Here is a 24,081-nt window from a genome sequence, read left to right on the forward strand (position 1 = left end):
CGTTTGTAGAAGCGCCCCGTATTTGAGGAATACCCCAAATACGGGGCGCTTTTCCCTGCTACCATGGTTGCGAACAATACCGCGAATGACAGGCAGGAACATGAAGCTCACCATAGAATCGATGACCTACGGCGCCGACGGACTGGCGCACGCCGACAACGGCAAGGCCGTCTTTGTGCAGGGCGCCGTGGCAGGCGACACCGTCGAGGCCGAGATCGTGCAGGACGGCAAGTCGTTTATGCGCGCCCGCACGACCGAGATTCTGGAGCCGGGCCCCGATCGCATTCAGCCCCCCTGCCCCTTCGTGGGCGTCTGCGGCGGTTGTTCGTGGGGCAATCTCTCGCGCACCGCGCAGCTTGCCGCCAAAGAGCAAAACCTGCGCTCCACGCTCGAGCGCATTGGCAAGTTCGCCCCCGAGCAGGTCAACGATCTTGTCCAGCCCATCCGCCACACCAAGGACGACTGGGGCTACCGCAACAAGATTGAGCTGGAGCCCACCCTCGTTAACGGCCGCGTTCGCCTTGGCATGCACGGCGTCGATCCCAGCAAGATCGTCACCGTAGATTCGTGCCCGCTGTTCGATAAGCGTTTTCCCAAGGCGCTCAAATCGGTCGTCGGCGCGCTCAACTATCTGAGCGGCAGTCACGATCTGGGTCTGGAGCGCGTGGGCATTCGCGCTTCGCGTCGCACCAAGGCACTCGAGGTCGCACTTTGGACGCCCACGGGCTCCTTCCCGCGCTCGCAGGTCTCGCGCGTGTTGGCAGACGCCGCTCGCCCCACGAGCGTAGTGCGCGTCATGAGCAAGGGCGAGAAGAAGGCCCGCCGCGTCTCCAAGGTGGAGATGCTCGCCGGCGAGGGCTCCTGGACCGAGAACATCGCCGACGGCCAGATGCGCCTTTCGGCCCCATCGTTTTTCCAGGTCAACACCAAGGGCGCCGAGATTTTGATCGAGCTTGTCATGGAGGCGCTCGACCCGCAAGAAGACGAGCTTGCCATGGACCTGTACTGCGGCGCCGGCACCTTTACCCTACCGCTCGCCCGCCGCTGTGATTTTGTTGCCGCCGTCGAGGCCTACGGCCCGGCCGTGCGCGACCTGCGCCGCAACCTCGAGATCAACAAGCTCGATAACGTCGATGTCATCGGCGGCGATGCCGTGCGCGAGTTCCCCGATCAGGATGCCGATGTCCTGGTGGTCGACCCGCCGCGTGCAGGTCTGGCACCCGAGGCAATCGACCTCATCGCCAGCACGAGCGCCCGCGACGTGGCCTACGTGAGCTGTGATCCGGCGACTTTGGCACGCGATCTTAAGCGCTTTGTCGAGGAAGGCACCTTCTCCCCCGTCAAGATCACGCCGGTCGACCTGTTCCCGCAAACCTTCCACTGCGAAACCGTCGCCCATCTCAAGCGCAACTAGACTGTTTGCCCAAGACCACACCCGATGATTTTTCTGGGACGGGGATAAAAATAAATTTGTTCCGAATGATTATTTAATCCCCGTCCCCTTTTAAACATTGGGAAATCGAGCGTGGCAAGCATAGGTCTTCGGGGTATAAGACGGCTAATTGTATCCGCCTTACGAAAGGAACTCTCATGCCCAGCGTTGCCGTTCTCGCCGCCGATGGTTTTGAAACTATTGAATGCCTAACCATGGTCGATGTCATGCGTCGCGGCGGCGTGCGCGCCACGCTCGTCTCGATCATGCCCACACGCGAGGTCGTGAGCTCGCTGCAGATTCCCGTGACCTGCGATGCGCTCTTTGACGAAATCAACTTTGAGGAGTACGACTGCATCGTGCTGCCCGGCGGCCTGCCCGGAGCCACCAACTTGCGCGCCGACCAGCGTGTCTGCGATGTAGTCTGCGAGTTCGCCGCAACCAAGCACGTTGCCGCCATCTGCGCCGCCCCGTTTATCCTGGGCGAGCTTGGTCTGCTCGAGGGACGCCGAGCCACGTGCTTCCCCGGCTTTGAGAAGAGCTTCCCCGAGGGTGCTTATACCGGTGAGAAGGTCACGCAAGACGGCAACATCATCACTGCCAGCGGCATGGCACAGTCACTTCCCTTTGCCTTGGAGCTGCTGCGCACACTCGCCGGCGACAAGGCCGTCGAGAAGGTTGCCGAGGGCATCCAGCTATGATTTTGGCTTCGCAATCGCCGCGCCGCATAGAGCTGATGCGCGAGGCGGGCTATGACGTTCGCGTAATTCCCGCAGATATCGACGAAACACCTTTTGATGGCGAAGCTCCGCTTACGCTTGTCGAACGTTTGGCACGCGCCAAAGCCGCTGCCGTTGCCTCAGAGCACGCCGAACCCAACGAACTGACTGTCGCAGCCGATACCATTGTCACCTTTGACGGGCAAATTTTGGGCAAGCCGGCAGACGAAGACGAGGCACGCACCATGCTCCGCGAGCTTTCGGGCCGCACACACCAGGTGGCAACCGGCGTCTGCATCGTTAAAGCCGGCGACGCTGCAGCTCCGCATGCCGCCGAAAGTCTGTCGTTTGTCGATGTGACCGACGTGACGTTCTATGAGCTTACCGAGGAGCAGATCGGGCACTATGTTGCCTCCGGCGAACCCATGGACAAGGCCGGAGCCTACGGTATCCAGGGCACAGGCGGCCGCATGCTCGTGCATGACATTTCGGGCGACTTCTACAACGTGGTGGGCTTACCCATCGCTCGCGTCACACGCGCGATTCAAAAACTCTCGTAATTGCATCTGGCGCTGGGTATCCCCCGGCGCCTACAATTTTGCCGTACCGTACGGATCCCGACCGAGCATAAGGCCCGGCGGAAAACCGATAGGAGAAAACATGGACACACTGTTCGAAGCCATTGACGTTTGCGATGTCGATGGCTTTTGCTTTGGCAACTATACAGACGAAGAGGCCGGCACCGGCTGCACCGTAATCGTGGCGCCCGAGGGTGCCACCGGCGGCGTTGACGTACGTGGTGGCGCTCCCGCTTCGCGCGAGACCGATCTGCTGCGTCCCGAGAACACCGTCGATAAGGTCCACGCCGTCTGCCTTTCGGGCGGCTCGGCCTTTGGTCTCGAAGCGGCAAGCGGCGTGGCCCGCGAACTCGAGAGCCGCGGCATCGGCCTGCCCGTCGGCCCCACGCAGGTGCCCATCGTGTGTTCCAGCTGCATCTTCGACCTCGCCTTTGGCGATCCCACCGTGCGTCCCGACATTGAGGCCGGTATCGCCGCCGTGCGCGAGGCGCTCGACCATACCCCCACCACACTCGAGCAGGGTAATGTAGGTGCCGGCACCGGCGCCACCGTAGGCAAGCTCATGGGGCCCGCCACCTGCATGAAGGCTGGCCTTGGAGCTGCTGCCGTGGCACTCGGCACCGTCAAGGTGGGCGCCGTGGTCTCGGTCAACGCCTGTGGCAACGTGGTCGACCCGACCACCGGCGAGTGGGTGGCCGGCATGCGCGCCGCAGCCGATAGCGACCAGATCGTCGACATGGAGCACGCCGCCCTTGCCGCCGCCGGCTCTATGAAAATGCCACTCGACCGCACCAACACCACCATCAGCTGCATCGTCACCAACGTGGAGCTCACTAAGGCCCAGGCCACCAAGGTCTCCCAGATGGCCGCAGACGCCTATGCACACGCCATCCGCCCCACACACACCACCAACGACGGTGACACCATCTACACCCTTGCCAGCGGCAAGCTGGGCAGCCAGGCAAGCGCCGCCGTTCCCCTAGACCTGCTGGGCATGCTCGCCGTAAGGGCCCTGGAAACCGCCATCGTAAACGGAGCCAAAACCGCCAAAACATCCCACGGCATCCCCGGCATCGCGAAGTAATCCACTCGACCGTCGGTCGGAGGCGGGCGGGCGTTACGTTTGCTGCTCTACAGTCCTATGCAAGACGAAGGCCACATTAAGTGGCCTTCTTTGCATGCGGAACTCGCGACAAACGTAACGCCCGCCCGCCTCCGACCGACTACCAACTAAGACCTTTTCAGCCCAGGCCCCTGTGTACCGCGCGTCGAAGATCTTCAAATTCAGCTTGCTGACATAAAGCGGGACATAGCAGAGGGCCCCTGGTCCTTAACTTGATACGAGTTCCGCACGCAAAGGAGGCGCCAGTGGCGCCTCCGTCTTGCGCAGGACTGTTCGAAGTAGCAAGTTAAGGACCAGGGGTCCCCGTTACCCGAGCGTTTATGCACTAGTTGAATTTGAAGATCTTTGAGGCAAGACGGTATAGGCCGAGTGTGGTTTTGTCTCCAGCCCGCCCGTGCAGGTTGGTAAAGAAGCCGACCACACCGTAGCGTGCACGACGATACATACGCTCGTCGTAGGCCTTCAAATCACTCCACAATGTCGTCAAGCGCTCGTCGGCGCAATCCTCATCGGAAAGCTTGGTTAGCACCGAACAAATTGCCATCATCATGGTGAAATAGCCCATCATGTACGCGCGCAGACGCGACGACTCGACATCGCTGTACAAATGGAACGCCTCCATCATAATGCGCGTCACGCGAAACTGCTGGTCCAGACGTTTGACCATCGTGGCCTCGTTGACGCTCTGGCCCTCGCGACCGATAAAGTAACGATAGAGGTCGATGTCGGCGTAGTACATGGTCTTACAGCGCGGCAGCGGCACATAGGCGTAGATATTGTCGACATAGAACGTGTGCGACGGCATAGGCAGATTGGACGCGCGCAGCACATCCGTGCGATAACACAGGCTGTGCATGAGCAAATTCTGGTCCGGGCGGAAATGGCCAATCTGGTCCCAGGTAAAGATCTTTTTGCGCGGCAGGGCAAACTTGTAACCAATAGCGGTATGCGTACCCTCGTAAACCTTCTCGTACACATAGTTCGAGATAAACAGATCGACGCGCTGGTCGCGCTCCTCAAAGCCACGCAGAATCGAAAGCATGGTCGAAAGCGCCGCACCGTCGAGCCAGTCATCCGAGTCGACGACCTTGTAGTAGGTGCCCTGCGCCTCGCGCAGGCCCGAGAGGACGGCCATGCCGTGACCGCCGTTCTCCTGATGCACCGCGCGGATGATACCGGGGTAACGCGCCTCCCACTCATCGGCCTTAGCTGCCGTCTCGTCCTTGGAACCGTCATCGACGATGATGATCTCGATATCGGTGGCGTAATTGCTCCCCTCCAGAATGGAGGTGATGCAATGGTCCATGTCCTTGGCGGCGTTATACGAGGGAATACCGAATGATATGACTTTATGCATGGCAGGCGATAATCTCATCCGAAAGATCGAGGGCAGAGTTGGTCACGGCATCCATATCGTAGTAACGATACTCGGCCAGGCGACCCACCGGGTGGAAGTTCGTCAGGTTCTGGACGCGCTCAAGATAGCGCTCATAGAGCTCGCGGTTCTCGGGCTCCAGAATGGCGTAATAGGGCGTCTCGCCCGAGCCGGGCGTATAGGCCTTGGAATACTCCTTCATGATGGTGGTCTTGCCGGGCAGGACCTGACCAGTCATGTTCTTGAACTCGGTGATACGCGTGTAATCCTCGCTCGTGGTGTAATTGACGGTGCCCACGGGCTGGAACTGGTCCATATCGAGCGTCTCGAACTTCATGTCGAGCGTACGGTACGGCAGAGCGCCCAAGTCGAGGTTGAACAGCTCGTCGAGCGGACCGGTGTAGACGATCTCGCCGCCATAGACCTTGCCGTCGATCTTGACGGTGGTCTCGTCAATCTCAAAGAGGTCGCGGGCATCCACGTCGCAGAACACATCAATCAGATCGTGGTCGAGCATATGCTCGAACAACGCGGTATAGCCGTCCTGCGGCATGCCCTGGAAGGGAGCCTGCGGGAAATAGCGGTCATCGTCGCCCACAAAGACGGGAACGCGGCCGGTGATCGAGGGATCGATCTGGTCGGGCGTCTGGCCCCACTGCTTCATGGTGTAATGCAAAAAGACGTTCTCGTAGACGTAATCGGCGACCTCGGCAAGATCCGGGTCGTTCTTCTTGCGCAGCTCCATGATGGGCACCTTGACGTCCTTGCCAAAGGTCTCCACGAGCTTCTGATACAGCTCCTCGCCGCGCTCATCGCCAAAGGCGAGCTTGAGGCTCGCGTGGTTAAAGGGCACGGGCATAAGGGTGCCGTTGATGTTGGCGAGCACCTTGTGCTGGTAGTCCGTCCACTTGGTAAAGCGCGACAGAAAATTGTGGACGCGCTCGTTAAAGGTATGGTAAATGTGCGGACCATACTCGTGGACCAGGATCCCGGCCTCATCAAAGCAGTCGTAAGCATTGCCCGCAATGTGGCCACGGCGCTCCAAAACGGCAACGCGATAGCCGATGGTCTCGGCAAGACGGCGGGCACAAACGGCACCGGCATACCCGGCACCGACGACAATCATGTCGTATGCGCCGGCGTTAAAGCCTTCAGGCAGGCCTGAGGTAATCTGCATCGATACTCCTTGTCAAAAGCCACGGGCTCGTTAGCTGGGCTTTTCTCGAACATTCTTCGAGACATATTTATCAGAGCGATTATAGCGCTAATGCGTCCTATAATGAGCTTGCCACACAAGGAAAGCTCAAGCACCCCGGCGTACATATTTGAAAGGTAAACCCGCTAGCAGCGGGTTTATTCGTGGACAGCCGGGTGCCTGGAGCTTAGCGAAACGCTTGTAAGGAGTAACATGAGCGATTTCCTAAACCGTATGAAGTCTGCCGCCAAGGCCGACCTTAAGACGATCGTCCTGCCCGAGGGCGAAGATCCGCGCACCATCATCGCAGCTACCAAGATCATCGAGGAGGGCTTGGCAAAGATCGTCATCTTGGGCAACCCCGACGAGATCGACGTTCCCGGCGCTACCGTCATCGACCCGCGCAATGCCGAGAAGCACGAGGAGTACGCGCAGAAGTTTGCCGAGCTCCGCGCCAAGAAGGGCGTTACCATCGAGCAGGCTCGCGCCCAGTTGATGGACGCCACCTACTTTGGCACCATGATGGTCAAGATGGGCGATGCCGATGGCCTGGTCTCCGGCGCCTGCCACTCCACCGCCGACACCCTGCGTCCCGCGCTGCAGATCCTCAAGACCGCCCCGGGCACCAAGCTGGTCTCGGCCTTCTTTGTGATGTGCACCGACACCCCGCAGTTCGGCACCGACGGCACGCTGATCTTCGCCGACTGCGGCCTCAACATCAACCCGTCCTCCGATGAGCTCTCCGAGATCGCCATCGCCTCCGCTCACTCTTGGTCCACCTTCATGGGCAACGTTGAGCCGCACGTGGCCATGCTCTCCTACTCCACCATGGGTTCCGCCGGCGGCGAGGTCGCCAAGAAGGTCCAGGAGGCTGTGAAGTTCTGCAAGGAGAAGGCTCCCGAGCTCGCCATCGATGGCGACCTGCAGCTCGACGCCGCCATCGTCCCCACCGTCGCCCAGCTCAAGGCTCCCGGCTCCTCCGTTGCCGGCAAGGCCAACGTGCTCGTGTTCCCCGACCTCGAGGCCGGCAACATCGGCTATAAGCTGGTCCAGCGCTTCGCCGGCGCCGACGCCTACGGCCCCATCCTGCAGGGCATCGCCAAGCCGGTTAACGACCTTTCGCGCGGCTGCTCTGCCGACGACATCGTGGGTGTCGTAGCCATCACCGCCGTCCAGGCTCAGATGGCTGAGTAGCGGACGCACTCGCCCGAAGGCCGTACGGGCTAACCCCTGAAAACGTCCTCGACCAATGAAACGCCCCCGTTCTGCTCCTCCGGAGCTACGAACGGGGGCGTTTCTGGTCTGCGGATTGTTTTCAGGGGTTAGCCCGTACGGCCTTCTACCGCCACGTAGCATTCAGGGAATCTGGGGCGGACGGCGGCTTGGCTACGAGTTGGGGCTGGGAATCTGAATGATTGGATGCCGTTGCTGGGGGTCAAACGATGCGGATATGGTCACTTTGGATTTGAAAGGCTTATAGGGCCTCGGCGGCCATTCTGCCGGAAAGTGTGTCCCGGTTTGAAGGTGGATTGTGGGATGTAACTTCCACTTGGGGGCTGTTTGGGAAACTGCGGGACGGAATTTTGCTTTGTTGTGGGTTGTATTTTCCGCAACCTGCCCCAAACGGAAAGTGTGTCCCAAAATCCGCGTTCAAAATGGGATGGGGTTTCCGCCGTCCGCCCTCCAGAAAAAGGCCTCCGGAGCTGTTGCTTCGGAGGCCTTTCGTTTACATGCAATCGGCACGCTAGTTGTTCGCGGTCAGACGCTCGACGTCGTGGGCGATCATGTATTCCTCGTCGGTGGGGATGACCATGACCGTGACGGCGGAACCGGCGGCGCTGATGACCTGCGGGCCGTTGCCCACGGCCTCGCGGTTCTTATTGTTGTCGATGCGCACGCCCAGCCACTCAAAGCAGTCGCAGAAGGCCTTGCGGATCGACCAGTCGTTCTCGCCGATGCCGGCGGTAAAGGTGATGGTGTCCACGCCCGCCATGGATGCGATCATGGAACCGGCCTGCTGCATGGCCTTGTAGGCAAACATGTCGAAGGCGAGCAGGCAGCGCTCATCGCCCTCGGAGGCGCGTGTACGGATGTCGCGGGCGTCGTTGGAGATACCCGAGATGGCAAGCAGACCAGACTGCTTGTTCATCATGTCATCGACTTCCTGGTAGCTGTAGCCGCCCTCACGCTGCAGGTAGCACACGGTAGCAGGGTCGATGGAACCACAACGGGTGCCCATCATCAGGCCATCGAGCGGCGTGAGGCCCATCGTGGTGTCGCGGCACACGCCGTCCTCGATGGCGGCGAGCGAAGCACCGTTGCCCAGATGGCACGAAAGCAGACGGTGGCAGCGCGAGCCCAAGATCTCCTTGGCCATCATCCACTCGTAGCGGTGGCTCGTACCGTGTGCACCGTACTTGCGCACGTGGTACTTGTCGCACACGTCCTTGGGCAGCGCGTAGGTGTAGGCGACCTCGGGCATAGTCATGTGGAACGAGGTGTCGAAGACGGCCACGTTGGGCAGCTCCGGATACTTCTCGCGGCAATATTCGATTGCCGCGGCCTCGCCGTAATTGTGCAGCGGGGCGAGCGGTGCCACCTCAAGAATCTTGGCCATGACCTCGTCGTCGACGACTGCGGAATCATCGAAGTGCCAGCCGCCCTGAACGATACGATGCCCAATGCCATCAATCGTAAAGTCGGTCTTCTCAAGCTCCTCGAGCACACGAGCGATAGCAGAGCGATGATCGGGGAAAGGGACCTCCTCGGTCTGCTTGGCGCCACCGCTCTCGGAGTGGCCAAAGATGCCCATGTCCGATCCGATACGCTCGCAGTTGCCCTTGGCGAAAACCTCGCGGGTATCGGTATCCAAAAGCTGATATTTAAGGCTTGAGCTGCCGGCGTTGACAACAAGTACGTTCATGAGACTCCTTTGCAGTGCAATACGGTCGACGCAGACCCCTTAAGGCGACCGAATGTTAATAAGAAGTTATCATATCTTGATAAATAGCTATCAGCATATCGCCCAACGAGCGCAAAAGAGGGGCCGAACGGCGCTCGGTCGCCCAGCCCCTCCCCTCTTGCAATTACTTGCCGTTGACGATGCGCTCGACGTCGGAAGCGATCATGAACTCCTCGTCCGTGGGGATGACGAAGATCTTGACCTTGGAATCCTTGGCGGACAGGCACCAGGCGCCGTCACCACGCAGGGCGTTGCGGGCATGATCCATCTTAACGCCCATAAAGGCCAGACGGTCGGCGACGCCGGCACGAACGGCCGGAGCGTGCTCACCGATGCCAGCGGTAAAGACGAGCGTGTCCATGCCGCACATGGAAGTAGCCATCTCGGCAGCCTTGGCGGCAATCTTGTAGACAAACATGTCGAAGGCGAGCTGGGCCTCGGGGTCGCCGGCAGCGGCGAGCTCCTCAACGTTGCGGCAGTCGTTGGTCTTGCCGCCGGTCACAGCCAAAAGGCCGGACTTCTTGTTCATCATCTCGTCGACCTCGTCGAAGGTGTAGCCACCCTCGCGCTGCAGGTAGCACACGGTAGCCGGATCGATGGAGCCGCAGCGGGTGCCCATCATGACACCGTCGAGCGGCGTCAAGCCCATGGTGGTGTCCATGCACTTACCGTCCTCGATGGCGCACAGGGAAGCGCCGGAACCGATGTGGCACACGACGACCTTGCGAGCCTCGCCGTTGGTCATCTCGGCAACCTTCTTGGAGATGTAGCGGTAGCTGGTGCCGTGGGCGCCGTACTTACGGATGTGCAGCTTGTCGCAGACGTCCTTGGGCAGGGCGTAGGTCTTGGCGACCTCGGGCATGTTGAAGTGGAAAGCAGTGTCGTAGACCGTGACGTTGGGCAGGTCGGGATACTGCTCGAGGCAGTACTCGATAACGTTGGCCTCGGGGTTGTTGTGCAGCGGGGCGAGCGGAGCGACCTCGCGGATCTTGGCGAGGACGTCCTCGTCGACGAGGGAGGAATCGCCGAAGTACCAACCGCCCTGAACGATACGGTGGCCGATGCCCTCGATCTTGACGCCGTTGGCCTCGAGGTCCTTCAGGACGACCTCGATGGCGACCTTGTGGTCGGGGAACTCGATGTTCTCGGTCACCTTCTTGGAACCGTTGGCAGCGTGGGTGAAGGTACCGCCGGTAAAGCAGACGCGCTCGCAGGAGCCCTTTGCGGACACCTTGTGGGACTTGGTATCGATGACCTGATACTTAAGGGTCGAAGATCCCGCGTTGACGACCAGAACGTTCATGTGTCTCCCTACTAACAGGCGGTGTGGCGCCGCCAGGTTACATACGCTTCAATAATAAACCCAAACGTCCTCGCGCTCGGGTTTATTGCGTTGATATATAAGTTATCGGTGCCTAAGCTTTCGCCTCATCCCACGGAAGAAGCGTCCTCAGATGAGGTTCTCGCCCAGGTTCTTGCCGCCGAGGACGTGCATGTGGAAGTGCATGACGGTCTGGCCGGCGTTGACGCCCTTGTTGGAGATGACGCGGAAGCCGTCCTCCAGGCCCTTGGCCTTGGCGACCTCCTGAATGGCGTGGGCCATGGCGCCCATGGTCTCGGCAGGTACGTTGTCGGCGATGTCGCTGTAGTGCTTCTTGGGGATTACGAGCGTGTGGACCGGCGCCTGGGGATTGAGGTCGTCGAACGCGATGACCTGATCGTCCTCGTAAACGACGGTTGAGGGGATCTCGTGGTTGGCAATTTTGCAGAAGATGCAATCACACATGGTTGGTTCCTTTCTCGCAGACCAAGGTAGTCTTTTTGGGACGGGGCTTTTTTGACTACTTTTTCGCAAGCGCAAGCACCTGGCGAGCCGTCGCGCAAAGGTAGTCAAAAAAGCCCCGTCCCAAAAAGACTACCCCAAAGTAGGCTGCGAGGTGGTTAGAACGAAAGGTTGTCGTCGGTGTTGGCGGCTTCGCCGTCGGCGAGCACGTCGTTGCCGTCGACGTCCTTCAGGAGCACCGAGACCTTCTGCTCGGCATCGGACAAGCGGGTACGCAGGCTCTTGAGGAGCTCGACGCCGCGGGTATAGCTCTCGAGCGACTCCTCGAGCTCCATGTCGCCCGACTCCAGGCTGCGGATGATGAGCTCCAGCTCCTGCGAGGCCTGCTTGTACGTAAGCTGCTCGACCGGGGTCTTCTCTGCCATATCTGTTTCCTTTCCTAAGGGTCTATCACTGTGAAACGAGGTCTACTCGACCGCGTTGACGGTTGCTGCCACGTTGCCGTCCGCCATGCGCACGCGAATAGCGTCGCCCGGCTTAAAGGTCTTGGCGCTCGTAGCCACACCGTCCTCGCTGTACGCGATGGAGTAACCGCGGGCAAGCACCTTGAGCGGCGACAAGGCATCGAGCGACGCAGCAGCTCGGCCCAGGTCGGACGCGGACTTGCTGAACATCGTGCGCCCCTGATGCTCCAGACGGGAGCTCGCAAGCGTGAGCGCATGGCGCTTGCCATCGAGCCCCGAGGTGCTTGCGATCAAGCGCTCGGGCAGACGCTCAAAGTTGGAGCGGAAGGCCCCAACCGAACGCGTTACAGCGCCGGACAGACGATCGGCAGTCAGGGCAAGCTCGGACTCGCGACGCTCGACCATAAATGTTGGATCGTTGAGGCACGGGCGGCACGCGGCCGCATCGAGCGCGTCGCCCAGACGAGCTGTATAGGTGTCCCAGGCACGACGACCGCGCTGGTCGAGCATTTCCAGATCGACCTGATCCGACCCGATCATCGAAGCCATCGCGGCGCCCAGACGCTGATGGCGCGTCTCAAGCACGTCGGCCAACTCCGTCATAGCCGGCGCCACCGATTCGGCCGCCGCCGTGGGCGTGGAGGCGCGGCGATCGCTCACCATGTCGCAGATCGAGGTATCGGGCTCATGGCCAATGCCGGTCACCACGGGCACAGGACAAGCCGCCACCGCGCGGGCAAGCTCCTCGTCATTGAAGGTCATGAGGTCCTCGAAGGAGCCGCCGCCGCGCACCAGCAAAATGCAATCGGGCGCCGGCGTAATGGAAGCGGCGCGACGCAAACCCTCAATGAGCTCTGCCGGCGCACCCTCGCCTTGAACCTTGGCACCCACGCAAACGAGCTCGACGAGTGGGTTGCGACGACGCAATGTGCGCTTGACGTCATCGATTACGGCACCCGAAAGCGAGGTGACGACCGCCACACGCGAGCAGAACACCGGGATGCGGCGCTTGCGCGCTTCGTCCATCAGGCCCTCGCGGCTCAGCTTTTCGGCCAGTTGCGCCACTTGTTGACGCAGCAGACCCTCCCCCGCCAGCGAAAACGAGCGGGCGACAAAACTCATGCGGCCCGTGGGCTTATAGAGATTGAAGCTACCCTTAAAGCTCACCTGCATGCCGTCGCGCAGATCGAACGTGCGCTTGAGATAGGCGCCCTTCCAAATGATGCAGTCAACGGCGGCCGAATCGTCCTTAATCTGGAAGTAGCAGTGGCCGCTTCGGGCATTGGGGCCACGGAAGCCCGTGACCTCGCCCAAGACACTCAGCTGCGGAATAGCATCGAGTGCACCGGCGGCGATCTCCACCGCCTGGCTCACGCTGAGTTCCTTGCGCTCCCGATCGTCCGAGCCGTCAAACTCGGCGGAAACAGCATTGCCGGTTAGATTCCAGCCTGCCACGCAGCCTCCTTTCGTTATCGTGCACAAAGGCTCCAGCCCTGCGCAAATTCAAGTCCAACACATAGTACAGCGCCGCGGGGACACAAATCCCCGCGGCGCCTGTCAAGCCAATTTGTTATCGGTTGGAGTTTCTGTTGTAGCGAGCCATCAGGTAGAGCAGCTGAATGATCGAGGTGAGCGCTGCGGCAACATAGGTAAGCGCGGCTGCCGTCAGGACCTTCTTGGCACCGTTGACCTGCTTGGAGCTCATCCCCGACTGCTCGATGTACGCCACGGCGCGGCGGCTGGCATCGATCTCGACCGGCAACGTAACCAGCTGGAACAGCACGCTAAACGAGAAGAAGACCAGCGCGAGGGTCGTGAGACCCGCGATGTTCATGAACAGGCCCATGAGCAGCACGATGGTCCAGGTGTTCTGAGTAAAGTTGACGACAGGGACCAAAGCGGTGCGCACCTTCATCATGGCATAGCCGCTTTGTCGCTGGGCGGCGTGGCCCGCCTCGTGGCAGGCGACGGCAACGCTTGCGACCGATCCGCCCGAACGGTTGGCATCCGAGAGATACAGGTTGTTATCCTGCGGGTTGTAATGGTCGGTGAGCTCACCGGCGACGCCCTTGATACCCACGGCATTGCAACCGCTGGCGTCGAGCATGCGGCGCGCAACCGCAGCGCCCGTGTCGCCGTCCGAGCGAACCTTGGACCAGGTTTTATACGTCGAGTTGATATAGCTCTGCGCGGCAAGACCGAGCACCGTACAAACAAGGACGACCAGCAGGTACAGCGGGTCGATGCCAAAGCCATAACCATAGTAATAGGGCATGCGAATTCCTCCGAATCGAGTTACACGTTGGAGGCATTCTACCCACTCAAGCGGCTAGACTTCCTTATAGCAATTCAATTTTGCCATCTTTGACCGTCAACCCCATGTTGCCCGAGAGCAGATCGTCCAGGCGCGAGCCCACGAGCTCAAAGCGCCAACCTTCGCGCAGAGGGCTCTGCTCGGGATGCTCAATATAGTCGGCCAGGTCATCGCGCGAGGCAATGACCGAGGTCGCCACGCCCGAACGCTCGGCGACCAGGCGAATGAGCGCGTACATGAGATCCGTCACGCTTTCCAGCTCCGGCGAAATTTGGCGATGCCCGCGCACCATGAGCGGCAGGCGATCGTGCGGGCAGCTCGCACCGCGCTTGATGGCCATAAGCGCGCCGTCCACGTCGCGCTCCCCCAGCTGGTCGGTACCGCGAATGCTGCGGAATTCCTCAACACGCACGGGATTGCGCTTGACGAGCGCCAGCAGCGTATCGTCGGACATGACCCACTTGCGCGGGATGTTGCGGCGCTCGGCGCGGTCCTCGCGCCAGGCGGCAAGCTCGCGCGCAATGCCCAGCTGATGGCGGCTACACGAGTTGATGCGCTTGACCTTGCGGAATGCCTCATGCCGGTCGGCGCGGTAGTGCGACTCGTCTGCCAGCGGGCGCAACTCGTCGAGCACCCAGTCCACGCGGCCCAGCTCGCGCAGGCGGCTCATCATCTCGGTATAGGCGACGATCAGATACTTGACGTCATCGATCGCGTACTCAATCTGCTTATCGCTCAGCGGGCGGCGCGACCAATCGGTCAGCGACTCGGTCTTGGGCAGCGATACGCCGCAGAACGTCTGAACGAGCGCGCCGTAGGAAATCTGCTGGCGCTCGCCCAAAAAGGCGGCGGCGACCTGTGTGTCAAAAATCGGTCGCGGCAGCGCGCCCACGGTGTGGAGCATGACCTCCATATCCTGCGAGCAGGCGTGGAAGACCTTGACCACGCTCTCGTCGGCCATAAGCTCGGCCAGCGGCGATAAGTCGTCGATCACCAAAGGATCGACCGCGACGCTCTCGGCAGGGGTGGCAATCTGAACCAAACACAGGCGCGGATGAAACGTGCGCTCGCGCAAAAACTCGGTATCGACGGCAATCGCGTCGAACTCACGAGCGCGCTGACAAAAGTCGAGTAGAGCCTGATGTGTGGAAATGTACATATCAACCCATCGAATAAGGTTAGGCCCGAAAAACACGGGTAGGATATCGGCATTGCCCTACAACTATACTCGGTTAGTCACAGAACGGGAACGTAAGTATGCGCTGCCTTATCATCCACAACCCGGCATCGGGTCCCAGCTCCGATGAAATCTACGCATTCACGCACGCTCTTGCACAAGGCGGCGACGAGGTCGTAATGCGCTTTATCGGCGATGGCATGGAGCCCGAGGACGCGGTAGCGGACGTTCGTGAGTTCGACCGCGTAGTCGTTTCGGGCGGCGACGGCACCGTCTCCAACGTGCTCGACCAGATGCGCGGGTGCGGTGTCCCTACGCTCATCTTCCCCTCCGGCACAGCCTGCCTGTTCTTTAACAACATCGGTAATGCCCCCGAGGCGGCGGCGCTTGCCAAGGCTTGCCGCGCCGGCCGCACGGTCAAGGTGGACATGGGTGAGCTCTTTTGGATCGACGAGAACGGTAACGAGAAGCGCCACGGCTTTATCATCATCGCCGGCTCGGGCTTCGACGCCGAGATCATGATGAAGGCCGCTCCCACCAAAAACGACATTGGCGAGATCGCCTACTTCCTCTCCGCGCTCGCCACGCCCAACCCCACGGTGGCGCACTTTACCATTGAACACGACGGCATTGTCGAGGAGCTCGACGGCATCTGCTGCATGGCGGGCAATACCTCAGTCATCCAAAACGACATCAACCTGTTCCCCAACTGCCGCATGAACGACGGCATGGTCGACATCGCAGTCATCGAGCCCGTAAAAACCGTGCAACTGCTCCCAACCGTGATCACCGCCGCGCTCGACCCCGCCGGCAAGGTGCTCGGCCGCCCGCAGTTTAAGATTATCCAGACCAAGGAAGCCAAGATTACCTGCACGCCGTCGCTGGGTATGCAGTTCGATGGCGAGATCATCTCCAGCAACTCCGGTGTCTTTGGCGCCCGCGCGCTTCCGCAATGCCTCGACCTCATCGTCGACGAATTCTCACCACTCGGAAAATAGGAGAACCCCGTGAAAGACAACCCTATCCTTGGCTTTATCGTCATCGTTCTGGCCCTGCTCGTGGGCTACGCCATCAACGTGATTCACCGCCGAAAGAAGTAAATCCACATTGGTATGATATTCATCCAATCACCGAGGAGAAGTCCGAGGGCAACAACATGGCCGCCATGGGTGTTGGCGCCATCATCATCGGTGTCTGTGGCTTCGTACTCTATCGTCGCAAGAAGGCCTAAGTACCCCACACCTTAAGGCGCGGGCGGGATGGCCAAGGTCGCCCGCCCGCCCAGCCGCCCATTCGACCGGCGGGAAACGCCGCTGAAATCTTTCAAAAAAGATTCCCCGCAAACACTTTGCTGTGCTATAGTGCAGCGCAACAGCAACTGGGCGCGACCGCGCCATGGCATCACGAAAGGAGCCACCAACATGAAGAACACGATGACGTCTCTCAACAACTGGTGGTGGCGTGATGCGAATACGATCGGTCGACGGTGAGTCCCTCATGCCTGTTTTTGCGCTCTAGGTGATTGGAAGGCCTCCGGTTTCGACCGGGGGCCTTTTTCTATCTCGAGCCCGATCGCATTCGCATCACGCGCCTCCGCTTTTCTCTTATACTCCCCTTTCTGAAAGGACCTTCACCATGTCTCAGAACACCACCGCCGGCGCCCAGCCCCGCACCGTCCAGACCGCCGACCGCGGCAAACTCGATGTTCGCGCCCTTGTCCTGCTCGCCATCCTGCTTGCCGCCGGCTTCATCCTCAACTTTACCGTCGGCAAGGCAATCTCGGGTATCTCGGGCGGCATGATTAGCCCCGAGTTCATCATCTCGGCCTTCTGCCTCACCATCCTGGTCGTTCGTCCTAACATTGGTCAGGCACTCGTCATCGGTCTCATCTCGGCGGCCGTAATCCAGATCACCACTACCTCGCCGTTTGTCGATTTTGCCGCCGAGGGCATCGCCGCCATGCTTATGGCCGTCATTGTCAACACTGCCGCCAAGGATGGCCAAGTTAAGCCTGCCGTCGCCATCGTCGCTACGTTCGTGACCACCTTTGTCTCGGGCGTCATCTTCATGGTCATCAAGATGGCCATGCTCGGCGTAGTGGGCGAACTCGCCGCAGCTATGCTGCCCGTCGTCGCCATGACCGCTGTGTTCAACGCCATTCTGGTCGGCGCGCTCTATCCGCCCATCCAGAAGGCCCTTAGGCTTAACTAACCCGCTCGGCTTTACGAGCCACCCCATCTTGGCGTTCATTCGTCGCTCGCGTACCCAAGTACGCTTCGCTCCTCTTTCGCGCCAACCTGGGGCACCTCGTAAAGCCGTCTCCGTGCTTCACCAGCAAAGACTGTCCCAAACAACGAGCTATTGGGGACGTCCTTAAACGACTAGTCATGTAAGAACGTCCCCAATGACTATGAAAGGTATCCATGGAAACGATCATCAACGTCGACGATGTCTCGTTCGCCTATGGCACGCAGGCCGAGCAGGCGCTTAGCCACGTTTCGCTCAGCGTGAACAAGGAAGATTTCATCGGCATCATCGGGCCTTCGGGTGCCGGCAAATCAACACTTACCGCCTGCCTGTCGGGCGCCGTGCCCCACCACTACACCGGAACCTTCTTTGGCTCCGTGTTCGTTGACGGGCACGACACCTGCGAGGTCTCGCTCACCGACATATCGCAGATCGTCGGCAGCGTGCTGCAAGACATCGACACGCAGATGGTCGCTTCGGTCGTTGAGGACGAAATGCTCTTTGGCCTCGAGAACTTTGGCGTTCCGCATGACCAGATCGAGCAGCGCGTGAGCGAGACGCTTAAGGCCGTCGGCATTATCGACCTGCGCGACCGCGAGATAGCCACCCTCTCGGGCGGCCAAAAGCAAAAGGTGGCCATCGCTGCCATCCTCGCCATGCGCCCGCGCGCCCTCGTGCTCGATGAGCCAACCGCGGCGCTCGATCCCGCCAGCTCCACGCTGGTTTTCGAATCGCTGCGCGAGGCAAACCGTAACCTCGGCACCACCATCGTCGTCGTTGAGCAAAAGGTCGCCCTGCTTTCGGAGTACTGCAACCGCGTGCTCGTGCTCGATCACGGCCAGATCGCGCTGCAAGGCGAGCCACATGAGGTCTTTGCGCACACCGACAAGCTCCGCGCCATCGGTGTCGATTGCCCGCGCGTCACACGCATCTTCAACAGCCTCGAGGCCGATGGCTTGGCAAGCGGCACTCCCTGTTTGGATGTTGATGAGGCCGAGCGCCTGATTACGAGCATCGTCGACCCCGCACACGCAAGCAGCGACGTTCAGGCACCCGCCGGCTCACCGCACGCACCGTCGTTGCGCCCGCACGCCAAAGACGCCGAGCCCGTGCTCGCCTTCGACCACGTTGAGTTTTCCTACCCCCATGGTGGCGCCGCCGTCCACGACCTCAACCTGACGCTCTATCCCGGCGAGCTCGTGGGCATTGTCGGCCAAAACGGAGCCGGCAAGACCACGCTCACCAAGCTGCTCACGGGTTTGCTTAGGCCTGCATCGGGCAGCGTGCGCGTTACGGGCTTGGACACGGCATCGGTTCCCACGAGCCGCATCGCACGCGAAGTCGCAACCCTTTTCCAAAACCCCGACCGCCAGATTTGCAAGGACACCGTGCTCGACGAGGTCGCCTTTGGCCTGGAGCTTGCCGGCATCGACCGTGCCGAGGCGCTGCGTCGCGCCCAGCTCGTCATCGACCGCTTTGGCCTGCCGGCCGACGAGGCGCCCTTCTCGCTCTCGCGCGGTCAGCGCCAGATGGTGGCGCTCGCCTCCGTCGTGGTCGTAGAGCCCAAAATCGTGGTGCTCGACGAGCCCACGAGCGGCTTGGACTACCGCGAGTGCATGACCGTGATGGAAACGGTGCGCACCATGGCCGAGCGCGGCTGCGCCGTTATCATGGTCTGCCACGACATGGAAGTCGTCTCTGACTTTGCCGAGCGCATCGTAGTAATGGCCGACGGTCGCATCCTCGATCACGGCCGCACGCACGAGCTGTTCTCGAACATCGAGCTCATGCAGCGCGCCTATGTTGAACCGCCCCAGGTTATTGAACTCTCACGTCGCCTGGCATCCTCCGTCTCGCCCGCCTTTGCACAGGTGAGCGAGGTCACCGATATCGTTCGCATTACCGAGGAGATGGTCCGCCGTGGTTAATGTCATCGACTATATGCCGGGCGACACGCTGCTGCATCGTCTGAATCCCGTCATCAAACTGGGCCTCGCCGCTGCCATCATCATCGGCATCTTTTTGTCCGACACCTACGTGGCGCTGTTTGGCTTTCTGGCGCTCACGCTCGCGCTGGGAGCCTACGCCGGCGTCGTCGACCGCCTGTTCTCGCTGCTCAAGCTGCTGATTCCGCTCGCACTCATCATGTTAGCGCTGCAGCTGGCCTTTATGCGCGATGGCAACGTGGTGTGGGGCTTCGTCACCGACGAAGGCCTCATCACCGGCTCGAAGGCCTGTCTGCGCCTGTTGGGCGTAGCGCCGCCACTCATCCTGATGCTCATGGTGACCAAGCTCAACGACCTTGCCAATGCCTGCGTGGAGGTGCTGCACGTGCCGTATCGCTACGCCTTTACCTTTACCACGGCGCTGCGCTTTGTGCCGGTGTTTGGCCAAGAGATGAACGCCATCATGGAGGCACAGACCGCACGCGGCGTCGAGTACGATACCAAGAATCCCATCATGAAGCTCAAGCTCATGCTGCCGTTGTGCGTGCCGCTATTGATCTCGAGCGTGGGCAAGACCGATGCCACCGCGCTTGCCGCCGAGCAGCGCGGCTTCTACCTGCGCACGCGTGCGAGCTCGTACAAGCGCTACCCCATCAAAGGCTTGGACATTGCCGTACTTATCGTCAGCATCGCCCTTATCGCCATCGGTTTCCTGTTCTAGCAATCGCTGGCAGCAACCGACAAATGCAAAAGGCCTCGGCTCGCACAAACGAGCCGAGGTCTTTACTGTTTTCCCAGATAAAACCTACCAAAATAAACCTGTCCCTTTTTGGCAGGTCGAGGGCTACAGGCGGTAGGGGGCGCCGCTGCGGATGATGGATTCGCGCACCAGCACATCCATGGCGTCGAGGGTGATCTCGGGCATCTCGCGATACTTTTGCAGCACCGAAAGCTCCGTGCAGGCCAGAATGACGCGGTCGCAGCCGCTGCGGGCAAACTCCCACATCACACGATCAAACTTATCCATATCGGGCTCGCGTCCTGCCTTCACGTCATCGTAAATAAGCGACATCACATCGGCCTGGCGCTTCTCGCTGGGATAAACGACTTCGACGCCCGCCGCCTCGCACTCGCGACCGTAGACGCCGGCACCCACGGTGCCATCGGTACCCATGATGCCGATCTTGCGTACCGGCTCGGCCGGCATGCTCAAGTTGGGGTCGAACTCACACTCCCCCATCACCACGCCGGCAAGCGCATAGCGCACCGACTCGCGCGGCATATGGATGATGGGGACCGAGGTAAACGACTGAATCTGATCGTAAAAGTAGTGCGACGTGTTGCAGGGAATGGCAATGTGCGCGCAGCCCAGCGTCTCGAGCGCCTGCGCGCATTCCTTCATGGTCGCCAGCAGCTCGGTATGGTCGCCGGTCTTAATGGCCAGCGTACGGTCGGGCATGGTCGACTTAGAGAGCACCACCATGTCAATATGTTCCTGGTCGCGGGCGGCCGCCGTGTGACGCACCACCTGGTCGTAGTAATACGACGTGGCCTCGGCGCCCATACCGCCGATAACTCCCAGCTTTTCCATCGCCGCCTCCTTGGTGACGCTCACACCATTGCGCGTATCATACCCGCGCCCGTCCGATACAAACCGGGCGGGCGCGACGTTCATCCTATTTGTAATACGTCCTAAACAGCTTAAAGTGACGCAGCTTGGTGTGCCACATGCGCAGCCAGCGGTTAAAGACAAAATCACCCTTCATAAACGAGGGGTCGGCGGCCTTACCCTCCTTGGCCAGACGATGCGCCTTAGCGCGCAGCTCGGGATCCTTGACGTATTTATCGACCACGCCCATGGGGACAACCATCCACAGCGCCTCGTTCTGCGCCGTCACAAACTCGGGCTCAAACGGGCGGTTGTACACATACTCGTCCACTACGTACTTGGCAACGTTAAAGCCACTGTTGGTGACATAGTAGTTACTGCGGCCCTGGCGAGTGTTGAAGTCGAAGAACTTAAACGAACCGTCGCGCTCGTCGTATTTGACGTCAAAGTTGGAGAAGCCCGTAAACTTGAGGTCCTCGAGCAACTTGCGCACGCCGCCCATGAGCTCGTCATTGGGCTCGGTGATGATGCAGGCGTGGTTGCCAACACCGTGAGGCTGGTGCTCCTCGAGCAGCACGTGGCCCAGGCACATCATGCGCACCTTGCCGTTGCGGTCGGAATAGCTGGTAAGCACGCGCATGTACTCGTCGTTGCCGGGCACGCGATCCTGCAGGATCAGATCATCGGTGTAGCCACTCGCGTATACATCGCGAATGACCTGCTCCAGCTCGGCGCGATCGGCGATCTCGTAGGCCTTCTTCTGGCCCTCGAACTCGTGCTCCCACCACATGATGCCGTCGGAAGGCTTCAGGATCATCGGGAAGGGAAAATCAATCTGGTCGAGCACCTCGGCAGGAGCCTCGCCCCGGGCGTTAAGCATGGCCATGGTAAAGGTAAACGTATGCGGATAGGGAACACCGTGCTTCTCGCACAGCTCGTAGAAGATTTCCTTCTTCTGGCACTGTTCGAGCATGCTGTAGGGCGCATAGGGCGCGATGACGTTTGAGGCAAGCTCGCCGGCATCCTGAGCCTGTGCGGCAAGCGCGACATAGTTGTCGCCGCAGCCCATGAGAATAATCTTCTTATCGGGATTGGCCTGCGCGACACCGTTAATGGTCTCGATCATGACCGGCATGGTGTCGATATCCACATTGGGCGTGTAGTCGATAATCTGGCTGCGGTACGCAGGACCGGTCTGGTACTTGCCAAAGACCAGGCTCTTGACCTGATACTCCTCGTAAAAGGCGCGCGCCACCGAATAGGCGTTGATGTCACCACCGAGCAGCACGGGGATAAACTCGCGCTCTGTAAACTGCAATGCCATGGAAACTTCCTATCTAGAACTGCCCACGACGGGCGGTCTTTATGCAACCCGTTTATTTTAGCGTGCCGGACCGTTTCCACCTAAAGCTCCACTGTATCTATGACAATCAACGCAATTATCCAGCATGAAGGCCGCGCTCACCGCCGTATGACAAACGGCAATGAACCCACCGTTGTTGTAGGGTTCAGCATATTGATACCCCCGAGTGAAAGGCGCACGCGTGCTCCAGGACCTTCCAACCGATAACCCCATCCTCGATGCCGCAAAACGCGAGTTGGCGCAGCGCGCGCAAGACGCCCGTCGCCGGCGGACACGATACCGCCATCGAGCAGTTTGGCCTCGTCTCCGATGCCCACGCCGGGGACAACATCAGGGTAATCAAACTCGGCGACGGCACCTGTTCGTTCACCCCCGCCCAGGCGCTCAATGAAGTAGAGCAAGCTCGCCGCAATGGGACCTTATAGCCACAAACCCCAACGTTGAGATAGCTTTCACAGTCCAAAGCCCGTCCCAAACAGGCCCCCGTAACGTTAAAGTTGAACTCTATGGTTTCTCAACAATTCGATATAACTGCAGGTCAAAGCCAAAGTCTCAAGTTCAACTTGACCCTTTAAAACCTTTAAGGTTCAAGTTGAGGTCGAAAGCAGTAGTAGAATACCTGAGGAACAATAACCTACGATTGATTGCAGAGGGACTGGATGCATCATTCGAACCATCGCACCGCAGCGCTCATCGCGTCGAAGCCGGCTCGTATCATCACGAGCGCCGCGCTCGCCGTTGCGTTGACGGCCACGCCGATGCTCTCCCCCGTCGCGGCGTATGCCGCCTCGCAGGCAACGCAGGATCAGCTTGCCGCCGCCCAGCAGAAAATCGAAGCCGCCACGAGCGCCTACAACGATGCCCGCACCAAGCTCGGCGATCTGCAGAAGCAGATTGACGCCAACGAGGCAAGTATCGAAAAGATCGAGGCGAAGCTTCCCGATCAGCAGGAAAAGGCATGCACCGCCATGCGCGATCTGTACAAGTACCAGAAGGGCACCAACCCCATCGTGAGCTTCCTGGTCAACGCACAGAGCCTGGGTGAGTTCATCACGACCTGCAAATACACCAACCAGATCACAAGCTCGAGCGTCGACGAGATCGAAGAGCTCAATAACATGCAAACCGAACTCGAGCAGAACAAGGCCGAGCTCCAGCAGGCCAAGTCTCAGCTTGAGGCAGAGCAGAAAAATGCCGAGGATGCGCTGGCGCAGGCCCAGCAGCTCCGCAGCGAGGCACAGGCAAAAGCCGAGCAGGAAAATGCCGCCGAGCTTGCCAAGCTTGAGGCCGATAAGGCCGCTGCCGCCGAGAAGCTCTCGGGCGAGGGCGTGAGCGGCAGCAATTCCAGCAGCCAGGCCACCAACACCAACACCACCATCGACACCACGGTGAACAACGCCAACACCGGTAGTTCCGATTACGATTCGTTCATTAATGAGTGGACGAGCCGCATCGACAATTACCTCGCCGGCTCCCCTATGGCAGGCCAGGGCTATAACTTTGCCGTCGCCGCTTGGAATACCGGTGTCGACCCCCGTTGGTCCCCCGCCATCGCCTGCATCGAGAGCACCAAGGGTGCTTATTGCGCCAATTCTTACAACGCCTGGGGCTGGAGTGCACGTGGCGGCGGTTGGCGCAGCTTTGGCAGCTGGAGCGAGGGCATCTTCGCTCACGTTGCCTATCTGGGCGCCAACTACGGCTCCACCCTTACCCCGGCTGCGGCCAAAAAGTACTGCCCGCCCACGTGGCAGGACTGGTACAACAAAGTCGCCGCTCAGATGAACCGCATCTAAG

General features: G+C 60.1%; 22 protein-coding genes. 11 read left to right on the forward strand and 11 right to left on the reverse strand.

Going from position 1 to position 24,081, the window contains the following annotated elements:
- The first annotated feature begins 85 nt into the window (after positions 1–85).
- The 4 genes from rlmD to ACTQW0_RS00720 all read left to right on the forward strand — a co-directional run bounded on the left by rlmD (position 86) and on the right by ACTQW0_RS00720 (position 3,813).
- The gene (gene rlmD / locus ACTQW0_RS00705) at positions 86–1,414 is read left to right on the forward strand and encodes a 23S rRNA (uracil(1939)-C(5))-methyltransferase RlmD (RefSeq protein WP_427748199.1); all 1,329 of its coding nucleotides are present in this window, start codon (positions 86–88) and stop codon (positions 1,412–1,414) included.
- 176 nt (positions 1,415–1,590) lie between these two features.
- Positions 1,591–2,133 (forward strand): DJ-1 family glyoxalase III, encoded by a 543-nt coding sequence (locus tag ACTQW0_RS00710; RefSeq protein ID WP_427718432.1) that lies wholly within the window; start codon positions 1,591–1,593, stop codon positions 2,131–2,133.
- Positions 2,130–2,711 (forward strand): Maf family protein, encoded by a 582-nt coding sequence (locus ACTQW0_RS00715; RefSeq protein ID WP_441031544.1) that lies wholly within the window; start codon positions 2,130–2,132, stop codon positions 2,709–2,711. Before ACTQW0_RS00710 ends, ACTQW0_RS00715 begins: the two co-directional genes overlap by 4 nt.
- A 100-nt stretch (positions 2,712–2,811) precedes the next feature.
- Entirely contained in the window at positions 2,812–3,813 is a 1,002-nt protein-coding gene (locus ACTQW0_RS00720) for a P1 family peptidase (RefSeq protein ID WP_441031546.1), read from the forward strand.
- 364 nt (positions 3,814–4,177) lie between these two features.
- Here the strand turns inward: ACTQW0_RS00720 and ACTQW0_RS00725 are convergent, their stop codons facing one another.
- Entirely contained in the window at positions 4,178–5,209 is a 1,032-nt protein-coding gene (locus ACTQW0_RS00725) for a glycosyltransferase family 2 protein (protein WP_441031548.1), read from the reverse strand.
- On the reverse strand, positions 5,202–6,404 hold the full coding sequence (gene glf / locus ACTQW0_RS00730) for a UDP-galactopyranose mutase (protein WP_427729079.1): 1,203 nt from the start codon (positions 6,402–6,404) through the stop codon (positions 5,202–5,204). Before glf ends, ACTQW0_RS00725 begins: the two co-directional genes overlap by 8 nt.
- A gap of 231 nt (positions 6,405–6,635) precedes the next feature.
- Between glf and pta the strand changes: the two genes are divergently transcribed.
- Complete coding sequence (pta, locus tag ACTQW0_RS00735; RefSeq protein WP_441031550.1) at positions 6,636–7,616, forward strand: phosphate acetyltransferase; 981 nt, start codon at positions 6,636–6,638, stop codon at positions 7,614–7,616.
- A gap of 550 nt (positions 7,617–8,166) precedes the next feature.
- Here the strand turns inward: pta and ACTQW0_RS00740 are convergent.
- The 7 genes from ACTQW0_RS00740 to rnd form a co-directional block, all read right to left on the reverse strand.
- Positions 8,167–9,345 carry an acetate/propionate family kinase gene (locus ACTQW0_RS00740; RefSeq protein ID WP_441031553.1) on the reverse strand — a complete coding sequence of 393 codons (1,179 nt, stop codon included), beginning with the start codon at positions 9,343–9,345 and terminating at the stop codon, positions 8,167–8,169.
- A gap of 163 nt (positions 9,346–9,508) precedes the next feature.
- Positions 9,509–10,687: an acetate/propionate family kinase gene (locus ACTQW0_RS00745; protein WP_006234305.1), complete on the reverse strand. Its 1,179-nt coding sequence runs from the start codon at positions 10,685–10,687 to the stop codon at positions 9,509–9,511.
- Positions 10,688–10,834: 147 nt separating this feature from the next.
- Positions 10,835–11,170 (reverse strand): histidine triad nucleotide-binding protein, encoded by a 336-nt coding sequence (locus ACTQW0_RS00750; RefSeq protein ID WP_035137921.1) that lies wholly within the window; start codon positions 11,168–11,170, stop codon positions 10,835–10,837.
- Between the two features lie 155 nt (positions 11,171–11,325).
- The gene (gene xseB, locus ACTQW0_RS00755; RefSeq protein ID WP_006234311.1) at positions 11,326–11,592 is read right to left on the reverse strand and encodes an exodeoxyribonuclease VII small subunit; all 267 of its coding nucleotides are present in this window, start codon (positions 11,590–11,592) and stop codon (positions 11,326–11,328) included.
- A 42-nt stretch (positions 11,593–11,634) separates the two neighbouring features.
- A complete protein-coding gene (gene xseA / locus ACTQW0_RS00760; RefSeq protein ID WP_441566433.1) occupies positions 11,635–13,086 on the reverse strand; it encodes an exodeoxyribonuclease VII large subunit in 1,452 nt (483 codons plus the stop codon).
- A gap of 115 nt (positions 13,087–13,201) precedes the next feature.
- Positions 13,202–13,906 carry a zinc metallopeptidase gene (locus ACTQW0_RS00765; RefSeq protein ID WP_441566435.1) on the reverse strand — a complete coding sequence of 235 codons (705 nt, stop codon included), beginning with the start codon at positions 13,904–13,906 and terminating at the stop codon, positions 13,202–13,204.
- A 64-nt stretch (positions 13,907–13,970) separates the two neighbouring features.
- Complete coding sequence (gene rnd, locus ACTQW0_RS00770; protein WP_154517283.1) at positions 13,971–15,104, reverse strand: ribonuclease D; 1,134 nt, start codon at positions 15,102–15,104, stop codon at positions 13,971–13,973.
- Positions 15,105–15,202: 98 nt separating this feature from the next.
- On the opposite strand from rnd, the gene ACTQW0_RS00775 reads away from it, so the two are divergent.
- The 5 genes from ACTQW0_RS00775 to ACTQW0_RS00795 all read left to right on the forward strand — a co-directional run bounded on the left by ACTQW0_RS00775 (position 15,203) and on the right by ACTQW0_RS00795 (position 20,036).
- Positions 15,203–16,120, forward strand: a complete 918-nt coding sequence (locus ACTQW0_RS00775; RefSeq protein WP_441566437.1) for a diacylglycerol/lipid kinase family protein — start codon at positions 15,203–15,205, stop codon at positions 16,118–16,120.
- A 261-nt stretch (positions 16,121–16,381) separates the two neighbouring features.
- Complete coding sequence (locus ACTQW0_RS00780) at positions 16,382–16,612, forward strand: hypothetical protein (RefSeq protein WP_441566439.1); 231 nt, start codon at positions 16,382–16,384, stop codon at positions 16,610–16,612.
- Positions 16,613–16,757: 145 nt separating this feature from the next.
- A complete protein-coding gene (locus ACTQW0_RS00785) occupies positions 16,758–17,333 on the forward strand; it encodes a hypothetical protein (protein ID WP_441566441.1) in 576 nt (191 codons plus the stop codon).
- A gap of 212 nt (positions 17,334–17,545) precedes the next feature.
- Complete coding sequence (locus tag ACTQW0_RS00790; protein ID WP_441566443.1) at positions 17,546–19,297, forward strand: ABC transporter ATP-binding protein; 1,752 nt, start codon at positions 17,546–17,548, stop codon at positions 19,295–19,297.
- Positions 19,290–20,036, forward strand: coding sequence for an energy-coupling factor transporter transmembrane component T family protein (locus tag ACTQW0_RS00795; RefSeq protein ID WP_441566445.1), 747 nt, complete (start codon positions 19,290–19,292; stop codon positions 20,034–20,036). Before ACTQW0_RS00790 ends, ACTQW0_RS00795 begins: the two co-directional genes overlap by 8 nt.
- A 123-nt stretch (positions 20,037–20,159) precedes the next feature.
- On the opposite strand, the gene ACTQW0_RS00800 is transcribed toward ACTQW0_RS00795, so the two are convergent.
- Both ACTQW0_RS00800 and ACTQW0_RS00805 read right to left on the reverse strand, forming a co-directional pair.
- Positions 20,160–20,906 (reverse strand): aspartate/glutamate racemase family protein, encoded by a 747-nt coding sequence (locus ACTQW0_RS00800; RefSeq protein ID WP_229770678.1) that lies wholly within the window; start codon positions 20,904–20,906, stop codon positions 20,160–20,162.
- Between the two features lie 85 nt (positions 20,907–20,991).
- Positions 20,992–22,248 (reverse strand): carboxylate--amine ligase, encoded by a 1,257-nt coding sequence (locus ACTQW0_RS00805; RefSeq protein WP_441559921.1) that lies wholly within the window; start codon positions 22,246–22,248, stop codon positions 20,992–20,994.
- A gap of 698 nt (positions 22,249–22,946) precedes the next feature.
- Here ACTQW0_RS00805 and ACTQW0_RS00810 point away from each other — a divergent pair.
- Entirely contained in the window at positions 22,947–24,080 is a 1,134-nt protein-coding gene (locus tag ACTQW0_RS00810; protein WP_441566447.1) for a coiled-coil domain-containing protein, read from the forward strand.
- The last annotated feature ends 1 nt before the right edge of the window (position 24,081 follow it).

The sequence above is a fragment of the Collinsella sp. LCP19S3_B7 genome, assembly GCF_052121795.1.
Lineage (GTDB): Bacteria > Actinomycetota > Coriobacteriia > Coriobacteriales > Coriobacteriaceae > Collinsella.